This is a genomic window from Rathayibacter sp. AY2B9 (genome assembly GCF_002931595.1).
GTDB lineage: Bacteria > Actinomycetota > Actinomycetes > Actinomycetales > Microbacteriaceae > Rathayibacter.
Map to the genome: position 1 here is coordinate 13,353 of NZ_PSUB01000022.1, position 15,476 is coordinate 28,828.

The following is a 15,476-nucleotide window of genomic DNA, read 5'->3' on the forward strand; positions in this document are numbered from 1 at the left end:
CGTTACGGTTCGGTCGGTGACGACGCGGATGTCGGGCGGCGGGGCGTCAGCCCTCGCCGATGGCGGCCTTCAGTTCGGCCTCGCGCTGGTGGTAGCCCTCGGAGACGGCCTCGCCGAGCTCCTTCGCGGTGCGGTTGATGTCGGCGAAGAGCCGGGCGCCCGCCTCGGTGCGCGAGACCTGGTGGGCGACCGCGAATCCGAGGCCGATCCCGATGACGATCAGGAGGATGTTCTTCACGGGGTGTCCTTCCACAGCGGCGGGGCGGGCGCGACGGCGCGACGACCCGTTCGATTCTAGGGCGCGGGCGCGGCGCTACTTCGAGCGCGGGCGCTTCGTGCGCTTCGCGGCGGAGCGGCCGACCGCGGCTCCGGCCTTGTCGGCCGTCCGTCCGGCGACGAGCACGGCGCGGACTCCGGCGGTGAAGCCGGCGAGCTTGATGAGCGGACCGCCGACGGTCGCGGCCGTGAGAGCGACGAGCGCGTTGACGTTGCCGGTGACCTCGGCGACGTCCTTGGTGATCGTGTCCACCCGCGCGAGCTGGTGGTTGGCCTCGCGGAGGGTGGAGGCCGACTCGTCGAGGATCGGCGTCAGGCCGTCGCTGGCCTGCTTGATGGCCTCGCTCGTGCTGTCGAAGACGCGCCCGAGCTTCCAGAGCGGGACGGCGGTGATCGCCACCAGGATCGCGAACACCCCCGCGGCGATGAGCCCTGCGATGTCTCCACCGGTCACGGTGACCTCCGTTCGATGCCGCCCAGCGCGGCACTCCAGCCTACCGACGGGCCGCGAGAGGGTCGGACGCGGGGACGGGCGCTCGGCTCGGGCGCGACGGCCGGATCGGGCGCAGCGCGGGACTCTCGGAGCGCGGCGGGCACTCCGGATCGCGACCCCGGGAACGGGAAAGGCCCCGGTGCGGACACCGGGGCCTTTCTCTGCGGGGCTGGACTCAGCGGGCCGCGTAGTACTCGACGACGAGCTGCACTTCGCAGGTCACGGGGACCTCGGCGCGCTTCGGGCGGCGCAGGAGAGTCGCCTGCAGCTTGTCGATCTCGACCTCGAGGTAGCCCGGGGTCTTGGGGAGGACGTCGACGTGCCCACCGGCGGCGGCGACCTGGAAGGGCTCGGTGCCCTCGGAGCGGGTCTTGACGTGGATGACCTGGCCCGGCTTCACGCGGAAGGAGGGGCGGTCGACCGTCTTGCCGTCCACCATGATGTGGCGGTGGGTGACGAACTGGCGGGCCTGCGCGGTGGTGCGGGCGAAGCCCGAGCGCAGGACGAGGGCGTCGAGGCGCATCTCGAGGAGCTCGACCAGGTTCTCACCGGTCAGGCCCTGGGTGCGGCGCGCCTCCTGGAAGGCGATGCGGAGCTGCTTCTCGCGGATGCCGTACTGGGCGCGCAGACGCTGCTTCTCACGCAGGCGGACCGCGTAGTCGGAGTCGGCCTTGCGCTTCGAGCGGCCGTGCTCGCCGGGAGCGTAGGGACGCTTCTCGAGGTAGCGGGCGGCCTTCGGGGTCAGGGGGATGCCGAGGGCGCGCGAGAGGCGCGTCTTCGAGCGGGTACGGGACGTGGTCGACACAGTGGTCCTTCCAAGGTCTGAGAGGTTCGGTCGCAGCTCTCGACCGCCGGCTCCGGGAGGAGGGCGGACGCCGCGGTCGTGTCCTCCGCGGGTGCGGGGGAAGGGTGACCGCAGTGGCGGGCTGCGCGATTCAGAGGGATGCGCTGCTCCGCTCGGCTACAGAGCGGTGGGCAACCTCGCAAGACTATCAGGCCACGGCCTCCCGTGCGGGTCGCGCGAGTTCGCGGTCGGCGCGGTCAGCCCCGGTCGCCGCGGATGATGCGCAGGAGCTTCGCCAGTCGTGCGGAGACGTCGCGCTCGTTGCCGTGCTCGGTGGGCCGGTAGTACCGCGCGCCCTGGAGCGGGTCCGGGAGGTACTGCTGCTCGAGGACGCCGAGGTCGGCGTCGTGCGGGTACCGGTAGCCCTTCCCGTGGCCGAGCTTCTTGGCGCCGGGGTAGTGCGCGTCGCGCAGGTGCGCCGGCACCCGGCCCGCGCGGCCCGCGCGCACGTCCGCGATGGCCGCGTCGATGGCGGAGTAGGACGCGTTCGACTTCGGGGCGGTCGCCAGGTGCACGACCGCCTGGGCGAGCGGGATGCGCCCCTCCGGCATGCCGATGAACTGCACGGCGTCGGCCGCGGCGATCGCGACGACGAGCGCCTGCGGGTCGGCCATGCCGATGTCCTCGGACGCGGAGACGATGATGCGGCGGGCGATGAACCGCGGATCCTCCCCCGCCTCGATCATCCGGGCCAGGTAGTGCAGCGCCGCGTCGACGTCCGAGCCCCGGATGGACTTGATGAAGGCGCTGATGACGTCGTAGTGCTCGTCGCCGTTGCGGTCGTAGCGCAGCAGGGCGCGGTCGACGGCGCGCGCGACGACCTCGGTCGTGATCACGGGGAGCGCGGGCTCCTCGGCGGCGGCCTCGACGGGAGCGCCCTCGTCGTCCTCGTCCTCCTCGTCCGGGTCCTCCGCGGCGGCGGCGCGGGCGACCCGGTCGGCCTCGCGGGCCTCCGAGCGGGCGGAGGTGGCGGCGGCCTCGAGCGCGGTCAGCGCCCGCCGGGCGTCTCCGGAGGCGAGCCGCACGATGCTCGCCCGGGCCTCCTCCTCCAGCGTCACCGAGTCGCGCAGACCCCGCTCGTCGTGCAGGGCGCGGTCGACCAGGACGCCCAGGTCGTCGTCGCTGAGCGGCTCGAGGGTCAGCAGGAGCGAGCGCGAGAGCAGCGGCGCGATCACCGAGAACGAGGGGTTCTCGGTCGTGGCCGCGATGAGGATGACCCACCCGTTCTCGACCCCGGGCAGCAGTGCGTCCTGCTGCGCCTTGGTGAAGCGGTGGATCTCGTCGAGGAAGAGCACGGTGGACGTGCCGTAGAGGTCGCGGGTGGAGAGTGCCTCCTCCATCACCTGCCGCACGTCCTTCACGCCCGCCGTGACGGCGGAGAGCTCGACGAAGCGGCGGCCGCTGGAGTGGGCCACCGCCTGCGCGAGCGTGGTCTTGCCCGTGCCGGGAGGGCCCCAGAGGATCACGGACACCGCTCCCCGCTCCCCCGTCGTGTCGGCGGCGAGGGCGACCAGGGGCGAGCCTGGCGTCAGGAGGTGGCGCTGGCCGGCGACCTCCTCGAGGCTGCGCGGCCGCATCCGCACGGCGAGCGGAGTCGCCCCGGAGCGGAGTCCGGCCTGCTGCATGGTCATGCCCCCAGCGTAACGACGGCCTCCGACAGAGCCCCGGCCCGACTGCCCGGCGCGACGGAGCGGCGTTTGTCGCGCCTCCGGCGGTTCTCGTAGGCTCGACGCGGCCTGCGTGCGCGGGCCGCCGCGCCGAAGCCGCGCGGACGAGGACGTCGGAGGAACACGTGGCCCAGGGCAAGTCGAACGACCGCGAGGCGCGCACCCGGCTCCGGGCCTACCAGGCCCGTCAGAGCCTCCACCGCTCGAGGCAGAAGCGGCGCGTGCGCGACAACGTGATCGCGGCGATCGCCGCCGTCGTCGTGATCGGGCTCGCGGTCGTCGCCCAGATCCTCTACTTCTCCGGCGGCCCCGGCACCCCGGTCGCCGAGCCGACCTCCTCCTCCTCCGCGACCCCGACGCCCGAGGCGACGGGGTCGAACACCGGCGACGTCCCCTCCTCCGACATCGCCGAGGGCCGCGACTGGACGGGCACGCTCACGATCGGCGAGGACCCGCTGGGCATCACGCTCGCCGGCGCCGCTGCCCCGCAGGCGGTGTCCTCCTTCATCTCGCTGACGCGGTCCGGCTTCTACGACGGCGTCTCCTGCCACCGCCTCACCACGGAGGGCCTCTACGTCCTCCAGTGCGGCGACCCGGACGGCGACGGCACCGGCGGCCCCGGCTACAGCTACGGCCCCGTCGAGAACGCGCCCGAGGACGGCGTCTACCCGGCCGGGACCATCGCGATGGCCCGCCAGGGCGGCAACGGCTACAGCCAGGGAAGCCAGTTCTTCGTCGTCTACCAGGACACGACCCTGCCCGCCGACGCGGCCGGCGGGTACACCGTGCTCGGGCAGGTCACCTCGGGACTCGACGCCCTCGTCAGCGACGTCGTGTCGAAGGGCACGGCCGACGGATCGGGTGACGGCGCCCCCGCTGAGCCCGTGTCCATCACCTCCGTCTCCGTCCAGTAGCCGCACCCGCGGCGTCGTCACGGTCCGCCCGCGCGGGGAGTGCAATAGGCTTGTCGTCACTGCCCGTTCGCGGCCGAGCGCGGTCTTCGGCCCTCCGGCCGTCGAGCCCCACCGGCCGACGACGCGACGGGCACCGAGAAGCACGACATCGAACAGCAAGGTGAGGCTCCGAGCGATGAGTGACCAGCAGCCGTGGGGACGGGTCGGCGACGACGGGACGGTCTACGTCCGCGTCGGCGACGGGGAGCGAGAGGTCGGCCAGTACCCCGATGCGACTCCCGAGGAGGCGCTCGCCTACTACGAGCGCAAGTACACGGAGCTCGCCGGGCAGGTCTCCCTGCTCGAGCAGCGCGCCAAGCGGGGCGCACCCGCCGGAGACGTCGCCCGGACGGTGCAGTCGCTGTCCGCGGCCATCGCGCAGGCCAACGCGGTCGGCGACCTCGAGTCGCTGCAGACCCGGGTCGACGCGCTGAGCGGTTCCGTCGAGGATCTGACCGAGCAGCAGGCGGCCGAGTCGAAGGCCGCGCTGTCCGAGGCCCTCGCCTACCGCGAGGCGATCGTCGCCGAGGCCGAGGCCCTGGCGGCGGTCGACCCGGCGAAGACGCAGTGGAAGCAGGCCAGCGCCGCGATCGACGACCTCTTCGCCCGCTGGCAGAACCACCAGCAGCAGGGCCCGCGCCTGCCCAAGAACGACGCGAACGAGCTGTGGCGCCGGTTCCGCGGTGCGCGCACCACGATCGAGCAGAACCGCAAGGCGTTCTTCGCCGACCTCGACTCCGCGCACCGCGAGGCCAAGCAGGCCAAGCAGGCGCTCATCGACCAGGCCGAGGCCCTGGTGCCCCAGGGCGCCGACGCCATCCCGGACTACCGCGCGCTCCTCGAGCGCTGGCGGGTCGCCGGCCGTGCCGGCAAGCGGTTCGACGACGCGCTCTGGGCGCGCTTCAAGGCCGCCGGCGACGCGATCTACGGCGCCAAGGCCGAGATCGTCGCGCAGGAGAGCGTCGAGTACACCGAGAACCTCGACCTCAAGCTCGCCCTCCTCGAGGAGGCGGAGCCGCTCCTGCAGGAGCAGGACCGCGAGAAGGCCAAGCGGGTGCTGCTCTCGATCCAGGAGCGCTGGGACGCCGTCGGCCGCGTGCCGCGCGAGCAGGTGCGCACCGTCGAGGACCGTCTCCGCAAGGTCGAGGCGCACGTCCGCAAGCTCGACGAGGAGCACTGGAACCGCAGCAACCCGGAGCGCAAGGCCCGCTCCGAGGGTCTCGCCTCGCAGCTGACCGCCGCGATCCAGAAGCTCCAGGACGAGCTCGACGAGGCGAAGGCGCGCGGCGACCGCGACGCGATCGCCCAGGCTCAGGAGGCGCTCGACGCCCGCAAGGTCTGGCTCGACGCGATCGGCTAGACCCGCTCCGGCGGATCCCTCCACAGATCCGCTCGCGACGCTCCGGAGGGGAGGCGCATCGGCCAGCATGGCCGGATGCGCCTCCCCTCCGTGCTCCTCCCCGGGCACCTCCCTCTCGCGGAGCTGTGCGCCGCCCGCCTCGACGGCGAGCTGGTCGCGCTCGACGAGGGCTTCCTCGTCGCGGACCTGCCCCTGGGGGCGTCCGAGCGGGCCGCCTCCCTGCGCTCGCTGCTCCCCCGCGGCGCCGTCGCCGATCGTCTCTCCGCCGCGTGGGTGCACGGAGCGATGCACCGTCCGCCGCGGGTGCACAGCGCCTCGATCGACCGGCGGAAGCGCCGGCAGGCGCCGTCGAACCCCCGCCTGCGCTGCCACGAGGTCCTGCTCGACGAGGACGACGTCGTCCTCCTCGGCGGCGCACCGGTCACGTCGCCTGCTCGCACGCTGATCGACCTCGCCCGGACGGAGGACACGGGCGCGATCCTCCGGGCGCTCTCTCGGAGCACCCGGACCGGCCTCGACGCCGTCCTCGCGAGGCTGGAGGAGGGCAGCGCCGTCGCCGGACGGAGGATCGTCGGACGACGGCTGCGGGCGGCGCTCGGCGAGGCGCCGCCCGGGGATCAGCCCGCGTTCACCCGGTAGACGTCGTAGACGGCGTCGATCCGGCGCACGGCGTTCAGCACGCGGTCCAGGTGGGTGGTGTCGCCCATCTCGAAGACGAACCGGCTGATCGCCAGCCGGTCGCTCGAGGTCGAGACCGTCGCCGAGAGGATGTTGACGTGGTGCTCCGAGAGCACGCGCGTCACGTCGCTCAGCAGGCCCGAGCGGTCCAGCGCCTCGACCTGGATCTGCACGAGGAAGATGCTCTTGGAGGACGGCGCCCACTCGACGTCGACGATCCGCTCCGGTTCCTTCAGCAGCTCCTGCACGTTGTGGCAGTTCGCCTGGTGCACGGAGACGCCGGCTCCCCGCGTCACGAATCCGACGATCTGATCGCCCGGAACCGGAGTGCAGCACTTCGCGAGCTTCACGAGGATGTCCGGTGCGCCCTTCACGAGGACGCCCGACTCGCTGCTCCGGCTCCGCGGCCGGGGCGAGCGCGGGAGGGTGACCTCGTTCTCGTCCGACTCCGGATCGCCCTGGATGGAGGAGACGACCTTCTCGAGCACCGACTGGGTCGAGACGTGGCCCTCGCCGACGGCCGCGTAGAGCGCCTCGACGTCGTTGTAGCGCAGCTGGCTGGCCACCTCGGTGAAGGTGTCCTGGCTCATCAGCTTCTGCAGCGGCAGGTTCTGCTTCCGCATCGCCCGGGCGATGGAGTCCTTGCCCTGCTCGATCGCCTCGTCGCGCCGCTCCTTGGTGAACCACTGCCGGATCTTGTTGCGGGCCCGCGGGCTCTGCACGAAGTGGAGCCAGTCCTGGCTCGGTCCCGAGTCGGGGTTCTTCGAGGTGAAGACCTCGACCACGTCGCCCGTCGTCAGAGCCGACTCCAGCGGCACGAGGCGCCCGTTGACCTTGGCGCCCATCGTCCGGTGCCCGACCTCGGTGTGCACCGCGTAGGCGAAGTCGACCGGGGTCGCGCCGGTCGGCAGGCCGATCACGCGTCCCTTCGGCGTGAAGACGTAGACCTCCTTGGCGCCGATCTCGAAGCGGAGGGAGTCGAGGAACTCGTTCGGGTCGGTGGTCTCCGACTGCCAGTCCGAGAGGTGCGCGAGCCAGGCGAGGTCGGTGTCGTTCGATCCGGAGGTGGGCACCTTGCCGGTGGCCATCTGCTCCTTGTACTTCCAGTGCGCCGCGATGCCGAACTCCGCGTGCTGGTGCATCTCGTTGGTGCGGATCTGGATCTCGACCGCGCGGCCCTTCGGCCCGACGACCGTCGTGTGCAGCGACTGGTAGAGGTTGAACTTCGGAGTGGCGATGTAGTCCTTGAACCGGCCCGGCATCGGCGTCCAGCGGGCGTGGATCGAGCCGAGCACGGCGTAGCAGTCGCGCACCGAGTTCACGAGGACGCGGATGCCGACCAGGTCGTAGATCTCGTCGAACTCGCGACCGCGGACGACCATCTTCTGGTAGATCGAGTAGTACTGCTTCGGCCGGCCGACGACGCGACCGCGGATCCGCCCGGCCCGCAGGTCCTCGCTGATCAGGTCGATGACGTTCTGCACGAACTCCTCGCGCTGCGGCGTCCGCCGCTTCACCAGGCTCTCGATCTCGTTGTAGATCTTGGGGTAGAGCACCGCGAAGGACAGGTCCTCGAGCTCCCACTTGATGGCCTGGATGCCGAGGCGGTGCGCCAGCGGCGCGTAGATCTCGAGGGTCTCGGTGGCCTTGCGGGCCGCGGACTCGGCGGGGACGAAGCCCCAGGTCCGCGCGTTGTGAAGGCGGTCGGCGAGCTTGATGATCAGGACGCGGATGTCCTTCGACATCGCCACGATCATCTTGCGGACGGTCTCGGCCTGCGCGCTGTCGCCGTACTTGACCTTGTCGAGCTTGGTGACGCCGTCGACGAGCATCGCGACCTCGTCGCCGAAGTCCGCGCGGAGCTCGTCGAGCTGGTAGTCGGTGTCCTCGACGGTGTCGTGCAGCAGCGCGGCGGCGATCGTCTTCGAGCCGATGCCGAGGTCGGCGAGGATCTGCGCGACGGCCAGCGGATGCGTGATGTAGGGCTCGCCGCTGCGGCGCTTCTGGTTCGCGTGCGCCCGCTCCGCGACCGAGTACGCCCGCTCGATGAGCGCGATGTCGCTCTTGGGGTGGTGCATCCGGACGGTGCGGACGAGGGTGTCGACAGCACCGGAGGGCTGCGCGCGCGAGAAGATCCGCGGGACCAGTCTGCGCAGGGCAGCGGTCGAGGACGTCGTCGTCGTTTCCGTCACGCGAGGATCTCCATCGCCCCATTATCGCCCGTGCGGACGGCGCCGATGACCGTTCCGCCCGGGGCGGACGGCGCCGGCGTCAGCCGATGCGTCCCGGGCGCCCCTCGCCGTCGACCACGTCGCCGCCCGCCGCGGCCCAGGCGGTCATGCCGGCGTCGACGTTGGCGACCTCGTATCCGGCGCCCTCGAGGGCCTGCGTCACCATCGCGGAGCGGACTCCGGAGTGGCAGACCACCAGGATCGCCGTGTCGGCCGGGAGCTCGTCCTGCCGGGCGCCGATCTCCCCCATCGGGATGTGATGGGCGGCCGGAGCGTGCCCCGCCGCCCACTCGTGCGGCTCCCGGACGTCGAGCAGCCATACCTCGTCGCGCTCGACGAGTCCGACGGCGTCGGCCGCCGTGACCTGGGCGTAGTCGGCCACGGCTCAGCCCTGCACGGCCGGCGCGGCCGGAGCGGTCGCCTTCGCCCGGGCCGACTCAACACGCTTGTCGTGCTTGGAGATCTCGGGCTCCCGGCTGCGCAGCTGGGCGTACAGCGGCGCCGCGACGAAGATCGTCGAGTACGTGCCGACGATGATGCCGATTAGCAGGGCGAGGGAGATGTCGCGGAGAGTGCCCGCGCCGAGGACGAACGCGCCGATCACGAGGATCGCGGCCACCGGGAGGGCGGCGACGATCGAGGTGTTGATGGAGCGCACGAGAGTCTGGTTCTCGGCCAGGTTCACCGTCTCGGAGAAGGTGCGGGTCGTGCTGCCGAGCGCCTCCACGGTGTTCTCGCGGATCTTGTCGAAGACCACGACCGTGTCGTAGAGCGAGTAGCCGAGGATCGTCAGCAGTCCGATCACCGCCGCCGGCGACACCTCGGTGCCGGTGATGCCGTAGACGCCCGCCACGATCACGAGGTCGTGCAGGAGCGCGACGATCGCCGCGAGCGACATCTTCCAGGTGCGGAAGTACGCCCACATGGCCAGGGCCGCGAGGACCACGAAGATCACCAGGCCGCGCAGGGCCTGCTGAGTCACGTCGTTGCCCCACGCCGCTCCGATGAAGGAGGAGGCGACCTGGTCGGTGGGCACGTCGTATGCCTCCGACAGGGCGTTCCGCACCGCGGTCGACTCGTCGGTCGAGAGCTGGCCGGTCTGCACGCGGATGGAGTCGTCGCCGACGATGGACACGCGCGGCACGGTCTCCGGAGCGACCGAGGTCACCGCGTCCGTCGCCGTCGCCTGCTCGAGACTCGACGGCGAGGACACCGTGAACTGCGAGCCGCCGGTGAACTCGATGCCGAAGTTGAAGCCGCCGCGGGCGACCGTCCCGAGCAGCGTGATCAGGATCAGGGCGAGCGAGACGAGGTACCACGTGCGGCGCCGGCCGACGAAGTCGATCGATCGCGCACCGGTGTAGAGGTCGTTTCCGAACTGCGAGAAGCTGGCCATCACGCGTCCTTCCCGTTCGAGTCGTTGGAGTCGCGCAGGCCGGCCGCCTCGGCGGCCTTCCGCTCGGCGATGGTCTGGCGCTTGGCCGCCTCACGGGACGCGGAGGCGCGCTTGCCGGCGACCACCTGGTCCTGCGGACGGAAGGCGGCACGGCCGCGGTAGACGGCCCCGAGCGCCCGGGGATCCAGGCCCGAGGCCTTGTGCCCCTCGGCGAAGAACGGTCTCGTGGCCATCAGCTGCAGGATCGGGTGGGTGAACAGCGCCACCACGATCAGGTCGATGATCGTCGTGATCCCGAGGGTGAGCGCGAAGCCGCGGACACTGCCGACGGCGAGGAGGAAGAGGACCACCGCGGCGAGCAGGTTCACCATGTCGGACGCGAAGATCGTGCGCAGCGCGCGCCGCCAGCCGGACTCGACGGCGGACTCGAGGCCGCGTCCGTCGCGGAGCTCGTCGCGGATGCGCTCGAAGTACACGATGAACGAGTCGGCCGTGATGCCGATCGCGACGATGAGACCCGCGACTCCTGCGAGCGAGAGGCGCAGTCCCTCCCGCCAGGACAGCAGCGTGACGACGAGGTAGGTGACGATCGCCGCGACGAGCAGCGAGGCGATCGTGACGGCTCCGAGCACGCGGTACTGCGCGATGGAGTAGACGATGACGAGGATCAGGCCGATGAGGCCGGCGAGCAGGCCGCTGGCGAGCTGGGCGGAGCCGAGCGTCGCCGAGATGCTGTCCGAGCTCTGGACCTGGAAGCCGATCGGCAGCGCGCCGTACTTGAGCTGGTCGGCGAGCGTCTTCGATGACTCCTGGGTGAAGGAGCCCGAGATCTGCGCGTTGCCGTCCGTGATGGCGGCGTTCGTCGACGGGGCCGAGATGACCCGGCCGTCGAGGACGATCGCGAACTGGTTCTGCGCACCCTGCAGCGCCACGAGGCGCGAGGTCACGTCGCCGAAGGCCTGCGTGCCCTGGTCGTCGAACGAGAGGTTGACGGCCCAGGTGCCGGTGCTGGCACCGGAGGAGGTCGTCATCAGGCCGTTCGAGGCGTCCGAGATGTCCTCGCCGGTGATCTCCACCGGGCCGAGGACGTACTTCACCGTCCCGCTGTCGTCGCAGGTGATGAGCGGCTGGTCGGCCGGGGCGAGGTTCGGGTCCTGGCCGTTGAGGAACGCGCAGTCGAACGAGGTGTACTGGGCCTCGAGCGCCGGCGTGAGGTAGGCGAGGTCGCTCGCGTTCGTCGGCGAGGCGGTCGGCTCCGTCGCGAGCGACGGATCGACGGGCGTCGGCGTGGGCGAGGACGTCGCGTCGCCGCCGACCGAGCTGTTGGTGGCTTGGCTCGCGACGAGGACCGGGCGGAAGTCGAGCTTCGCCGAGGCCTCGATGCGCTGGAGCGTCTCGTCGTCGGGCGTGCCCGGGATCGAGACGACGATGTTGCTCGAGCCCTGGGTCGTGATCTCGGCCTCGGAGACGCCGGACGCGTCGATGCGCTGGCGGATGATCGAGACGGCCTGGGTCAGCTGCTCCGACGAGACGGTGTCGCCGTCGTTCAGCTGCGGCTGCAGGACGATCTGCGTGCCGCCCTCGAGGTCGAGGGCGAGCTTCGGCGTCCAGGAGCCGCCGCCCCAGAGGACGGCCGCCGTGTTGAGTCCGACGAGAGCGAGGATCAGGACACCGAGCCAGCTCAGGGAGCGGCGGGCCTTCCGGACGGGGGTTGATGCGGCCACCCAGGGCTCAGCTTTCTCTTCGGTCGACGGTGATCGGCCCGGGGTCGCCCGGGCGTGGAGAACAGCGGGCGGGCGCCGATGCGCCCGGCCCGCCCAGGAGACTACTGCGCGTCGGGGCGGCGGTCGCGCTCGACCGGGTCCACCAGCGGGTCGCGGTGCGCGGAGTCGCGCTCGCCGAACTCGGGCGAGCCGGTCGCGGTCAGCGGGTCGGCCTCGTCCTCGGTCTCGACGACGACGGCGTTCTCGCTCGGGTCGATGAGCCGGGCGATCGCCTGACGGTGGATGGTCAGCAGCGTGCCGGGGGTCGACTCGATGACGATCTTGTTCGCCTCGTCGTCGATCGACACGACGGTGCCGAAGAGGCCGGAGCCGGTCATGAGCTCCACCCCCGGCTGGAGGTTGTTCTTCATGCTCTCCGCGTCGCGCTGGCGCTTCTTGTTGTTGCGGAACATGAAGATGATCATCACGGCGAGCAGCAGGACGAGCAGGATGATCGTCGGATCCATGGGTGGGCCTTCCGGAGTGGATGGGCGATCCGCCGCGCGGCCTCAGGTCGAGGCGGAGCGGATCGAGCGGCCCGTCGGGCCTAGAGAATCATAGATCATCGGGGAACAGGGGCGGCTGAGCCGCCGTCCCCCGGGGGTCGATGCCGAAGTGGCGGTAGGCGGCGGGGGTCGCCACGCGGCCGCGCGGCGTCCGGGTCAGCAATCCGATCCGCACGAGGAACGGCTCGACGACGGCCTCGACCGTCTCCGCCTCCTCCCCCACCGACACGGCGAGGGTGTTCAGGCCGACCGGCCCGCCGTCGAAGCGGGTCAGCACGATCTCCATAACCGCGCGGTCGAGCCGGTCGAGTCCGAGTGCGTCGACGTCGTAGAGCTCCAGCGCCGCGCGGACGGCGGTCACGTCGGCCCGTCCGCCGTGGACCAGGGCGAAGTCCCGCACCCGCCGGAGCAGGCGGTTCGCGATGCGCGGGGTGCCTCGGCAGCGGCCGGCGATCTCGGCGATCGCGTCCGCGTCGATGTCGAGCTCGAGCAGCCGTGCCGCCCGGGCGAGCACCTGCCGCAGCTCGTCCTCCGCGTAGAACTCGAGGTGCGCGGTGAAGCCGAAGCGGTCGCGGAGCGGATTGGGCAGCAGGCCGGAGCGGGTCGTGGCGCCGACGAGCGTGAACGGGGCGAGATCCAGCGGGACGGACGTCGCTCCCGCCCCCTTGCCGACCATGATGTCGATCCGGAAGTCCTCCATCGCGAGGTAGAGCATCTCCTCCGCGGAGCGCGCCATGCGGTGGATCTCGTCGATGAAGAGGATCTCGCCGGGCAGCAGCGAGGAGAGGACGGCGGCGAGGTCGCCCGCGTGCTGGATCGCGGGGCCGCTGGAGAGCCGCAGGGGCGAGGAGCTCTCCTCCGCCACGATCATCGCGAGGGTCGTCTTGCCGAGACCGGGCGGGCCCGCGAGCAGGATGTGGTCGGGGGTCCGGCCCTGCATGGCCGCGGCCTTGAGCAGCAGCTCGAGCTGGCCGCGCACCTTGCGCTGGCCGACGAACTCGCTGAGGTTCCTGGGCCGCAGGGCGCCCTCGAAGGCGACCTCGGCCTCCGATGCGACCTCGGCGCCCAGCACCTCGTCGCTCACGAGCGGGCCGCCGGACCGAGGCGGGCGAGGGCGAGCCGGAGCAGCGCCTGCACGTTCGCGGCGTCGGAGGCCTGCGCGTCGAGCAGGATCTCGTCGACCACATCGGCCGCGGTGCGCTCGGGCCAGCCCAGGCCGACGAGCGCCGCGAGCACGTTCTGCGCGGCGGTGGCGGCGGGACCGGAGCCGCGGGCGGCGCGCGGACGGACGGTCACCTTGCCGGCGAGCGACAGGATGATCAGCTTGGCCGTCTTCGGGCCGATGCCGCTGACCTTCCGGAACACCCCGTCGTCCTCGTCGGCGACCGCCTGCGCGATCCGGTCCGGCTCGACCGCGCCGAGCACGCCGAGGGCGGACTTCGGGCCGACGCCGGTCACGCCGATCAGCAGCTCGAAGATCTCGAGCTGCTCCTCGTCGGGGAAGCCGTAGAGGGTGAGCGAGTCCTCGCGGACGACGAGCACGGTGCTGACCGTGGTCTCGTCGCCGACGCGCATCTCGAGCGCGTGCTGCGGGGTCACGTTCACCGCGTAGCCGACGCCGTGGACGTCGAGGACGGCGAGACTCCCGCGGGCGGAGAGGACGGTGCCGCGGAGGGAGGAGATCACCGCGTCAGTCTAGATGCTCGAACAGGCGTTCGACTCGCGGCCTCGGCGGCGCGCCACGCCCGCTGCGCTGCTGTGCCGCCCGCCGCTCCGTCGGCACCGGCTCCCGCCGACCCGGAGGAGGGCGCGAGAGGGGCCCGCCAGGCGTGGCAGACGGCCAGGGCGAGGGCGTCGGCCGCGTCGGCCGGCCGCGGCGGGGCGTCGAGCCGGAGGACGCGCTGGATCATCGCGGTGACCTGGCGCTTGTCCGCGGCTCCGTAGCCGGTGACGGCGGCCTTCACCTCGCTCGGCGTGTGCATCCCGACCGGGAGCCCGCGCCGGGCCGCCGCGACGAGGGCGACGCCGCTGATCTGCGCGATGCCCATCACGGTGCTGACGTTGTTCTGCGCGAAGACCCGCTCGATCGCGACGGCGTCGGGGCGGTGCTCGTCGAGCAGCGCCTCGAGCCCGTCGCCCAGGGCCAGCAGGCGGCGCTCCAGCGCGTCGTCGGGCGGTGTTCGGAGGACCGTCACGTGCACGAGGGTCGCGCGGCGGTCGCGCGAGACGTCGACGATGCCGACGCCGCAGCGGGTGAGCCCGGGGTCGATCCCGAGGACGCGCATCAGGCCGCCCTCCGGGATCGGGCCGGGCTCACCGCGTCACTCCTCGTTCTCGAGCTCGGCGCGCACCTCGGCCGTGATGTCGAGGTTGGTGTAGACGTTCTGCACGTCGTCCGAGTCCTCGAGCGCGTCGATCAGGCGGAAGACCTTGCGAGCCGTCTCGGCGTCGGCCTCGACCTGGAGGGAGGCGACGAACTCGATGTCGGCGGAGTCGTAGTCGATGCCCGCCTCCTGCAGGGCCGAGCGGGCCGGGACGAGCTCGCTCGGCTCGACGCGGACCTCGAAGCTCTCGCCGTGGTCGAGCACGTCGTCGACGCCGAAGTCGAGGACCGCGCCGAGCACGTCGTCCTCGGTGACGCTCTCTCCGTGGGGCACGGAGATGACGCCCTTGCGTGCGAAGTTGTAGGCGACGCTGCCCGGGTCGGCCATGGTGCCGCCGTTGCGGGTCATCGCGGTGCGGACGTCCGCCGCGGCGCGGTTCTTGTTGTCGGTGAGGCACTCGACGAGCAGGGCGATGCCGTTGGGGCCGTAGGCCTCGTACATGATCGTCGTGTAGTCGATGACCTCGCCGGTGAGGCCGGCGCCGCGCTTGATCGCGCGGTCGATGTTGTCGTTCGGCACCGAGGTCTTCTTCGCCTTCTGCACGGCGTCGACGAGCGTCGGGTTGCCGGAGAGGTCGGCGCCGCCGATCTTGGCGGCCACCTCGATGTTCTTGATCAGCTTGGCGAAGGACTTCGCGCGGCGCGAGTCCTTGATCGCCTTCTGGTGCTTGGTCGTGGCCCACTTGGAATGCCCGGACACGGTGCTCCCTCGGAAATCTCGTTGCGTGCGGCCCCCGAGGGCGCCGCTGATGGCAGGGGCCAGTCTATTCGAGAGCCGGTCCGCGCCCGTCTCGGCCCGAGCACCGAGCCTTCCACCCTCCTCGCCGGAGACGAGCGGCGCACCCCCGCGCCGCTCGTCTCCGGCGAGGAGGGTGGAAGGCTCGGTGCTCGGGCCGAGACGGGCGCGGACCGGCTCTCGAATAGAC

16 protein-coding genes are annotated in these 15,476 nt (G+C 71.7%); 3 read left to right on the top strand and 13 right to left on the bottom strand.

All coding sequences use genetic code 11. The features are described 5' to 3' along the window. Positions 1-46 precede the first annotated feature (46 nt). From C5C25_RS15265 to C5C25_RS15280, 4 genes are all read right to left on the bottom strand, one after another. On the bottom strand, positions 47-238 hold the full coding sequence (locus C5C25_RS15265) for a hypothetical protein (protein WP_104225329.1): 192 nt from the start codon (positions 236-238) through the stop codon (positions 47-49). Positions 239-313: 75 nt separating this feature from the next. Then, complete coding sequence (locus C5C25_RS15270) at positions 314-730, bottom strand: DUF948 domain-containing protein (protein ID WP_104224759.1); 417 nt, start codon at positions 728-730, stop codon at positions 314-316. A 214-nt stretch (positions 731-944) separates the two neighbouring features. Then, entirely contained in the window at positions 945-1,574 is a 630-nt protein-coding gene (rpsD, locus tag C5C25_RS15275; RefSeq protein WP_068210518.1) for a 30S ribosomal protein S4, read from the bottom strand. A 236-nt stretch (positions 1,575-1,810) separates the two neighbouring features. After that, the gene (locus tag C5C25_RS15280) at positions 1,811-3,244 is read right to left on the bottom strand and encodes a replication-associated recombination protein A (protein WP_104225330.1); all 1,434 of its coding nucleotides are present in this window, start codon (positions 3,242-3,244) and stop codon (positions 1,811-1,813) included. Positions 3,245-3,405: 161 nt separating this feature from the next. Between C5C25_RS15280 and C5C25_RS15285 the strand changes: the two genes are divergently transcribed. The 3 genes from C5C25_RS15285 to C5C25_RS15295 all read left to right on the top strand — a co-directional run bounded on the left by C5C25_RS15285 (position 3,406) and on the right by C5C25_RS15295 (position 6,232). Then, a complete protein-coding gene (locus tag C5C25_RS15285) occupies positions 3,406-4,194 on the top strand; it encodes a peptidylprolyl isomerase (protein ID WP_104224761.1) in 789 nt (262 codons plus the stop codon). 175 nt (positions 4,195-4,369) lie between these two features. Further along, complete coding sequence (locus C5C25_RS15290) at positions 4,370-5,593, top strand: DUF349 domain-containing protein (protein WP_104224762.1); 1,224 nt, start codon at positions 4,370-4,372, stop codon at positions 5,591-5,593. 75 nt (positions 5,594-5,668) lie between these two features. Beyond that, positions 5,669-6,232 carry a type IV toxin-antitoxin system AbiEi family antitoxin gene (locus C5C25_RS15295; protein WP_104251095.1) on the top strand — a complete coding sequence of 188 codons (564 nt, stop codon included), beginning with the start codon at positions 5,669-5,671 and terminating at the stop codon, positions 6,230-6,232. On the opposite strand, the gene C5C25_RS15300 is transcribed toward C5C25_RS15295, so the two are convergent. The 9 genes from C5C25_RS15300 to C5C25_RS15340 form a co-directional block, all read right to left on the bottom strand. Next, on the bottom strand, positions 6,211-8,463 hold the full coding sequence (locus C5C25_RS15300) for a bifunctional (p)ppGpp synthetase/guanosine-3',5'-bis(diphosphate) 3'-pyrophosphohydrolase (RefSeq protein ID WP_104225334.1): 2,253 nt from the start codon (positions 8,461-8,463) through the stop codon (positions 6,211-6,213). The genes C5C25_RS15295 and C5C25_RS15300 overlap by 22 nt on opposite strands. Positions 8,464-8,542: 79 nt before the next feature. Then, positions 8,543-8,884: a rhodanese-like domain-containing protein gene (locus C5C25_RS15305; protein WP_104233315.1), complete on the bottom strand. Its 342-nt coding sequence runs from the start codon at positions 8,882-8,884 to the stop codon at positions 8,543-8,545. A gap of 3 nt (positions 8,885-8,887) precedes the next feature. Further along, positions 8,888-9,898 carry a protein translocase subunit SecF gene (gene secF, locus C5C25_RS15310; RefSeq protein ID WP_104233316.1) on the bottom strand — a complete coding sequence of 337 codons (1,011 nt, stop codon included), beginning with the start codon at positions 9,896-9,898 and terminating at the stop codon, positions 8,888-8,890. Beyond that, positions 9,898-11,622, bottom strand: a complete 1,725-nt coding sequence (gene secD, locus C5C25_RS15315; protein ID WP_104246772.1) for a protein translocase subunit SecD — start codon at positions 11,620-11,622, stop codon at positions 9,898-9,900. The genes secF and secD overlap by 1 nt, the downstream gene beginning before the upstream one ends. A 101-nt stretch (positions 11,623-11,723) precedes the next feature. Beyond that, complete coding sequence (yajC, locus tag C5C25_RS15320; protein WP_104233318.1) at positions 11,724-12,128, bottom strand: preprotein translocase subunit YajC; 405 nt, start codon at positions 12,126-12,128, stop codon at positions 11,724-11,726. An 88-nt stretch (positions 12,129-12,216) separates the two neighbouring features. Next, entirely contained in the window at positions 12,217-13,251 is a 1,035-nt protein-coding gene (gene ruvB / locus C5C25_RS15325; protein WP_104224769.1) for a Holliday junction branch migration DNA helicase RuvB, read from the bottom strand. Beyond that, positions 13,248-13,853 (bottom strand): Holliday junction branch migration protein RuvA, encoded by a 606-nt coding sequence (ruvA, locus tag C5C25_RS15330; protein ID WP_104225337.1) that lies wholly within the window; start codon positions 13,851-13,853, stop codon positions 13,248-13,250. The genes ruvB and ruvA overlap by 4 nt, the downstream gene beginning before the upstream one ends. Next, positions 13,850-14,452 carry a crossover junction endodeoxyribonuclease RuvC gene (gene ruvC / locus C5C25_RS15335; protein WP_104225338.1) on the bottom strand — a complete coding sequence of 201 codons (603 nt, stop codon included), beginning with the start codon at positions 14,450-14,452 and terminating at the stop codon, positions 13,850-13,852. The genes ruvA and ruvC overlap by 4 nt, the downstream gene beginning before the upstream one ends. Positions 14,453-14,488: 36 nt before the next feature. Beyond that, positions 14,489-15,250 (bottom strand): YebC/PmpR family DNA-binding transcriptional regulator, encoded by a 762-nt coding sequence (locus C5C25_RS15340; protein ID WP_104224772.1) that lies wholly within the window; start codon positions 15,248-15,250, stop codon positions 14,489-14,491. Positions 15,251-15,476 lie beyond the last annotated feature (226 nt).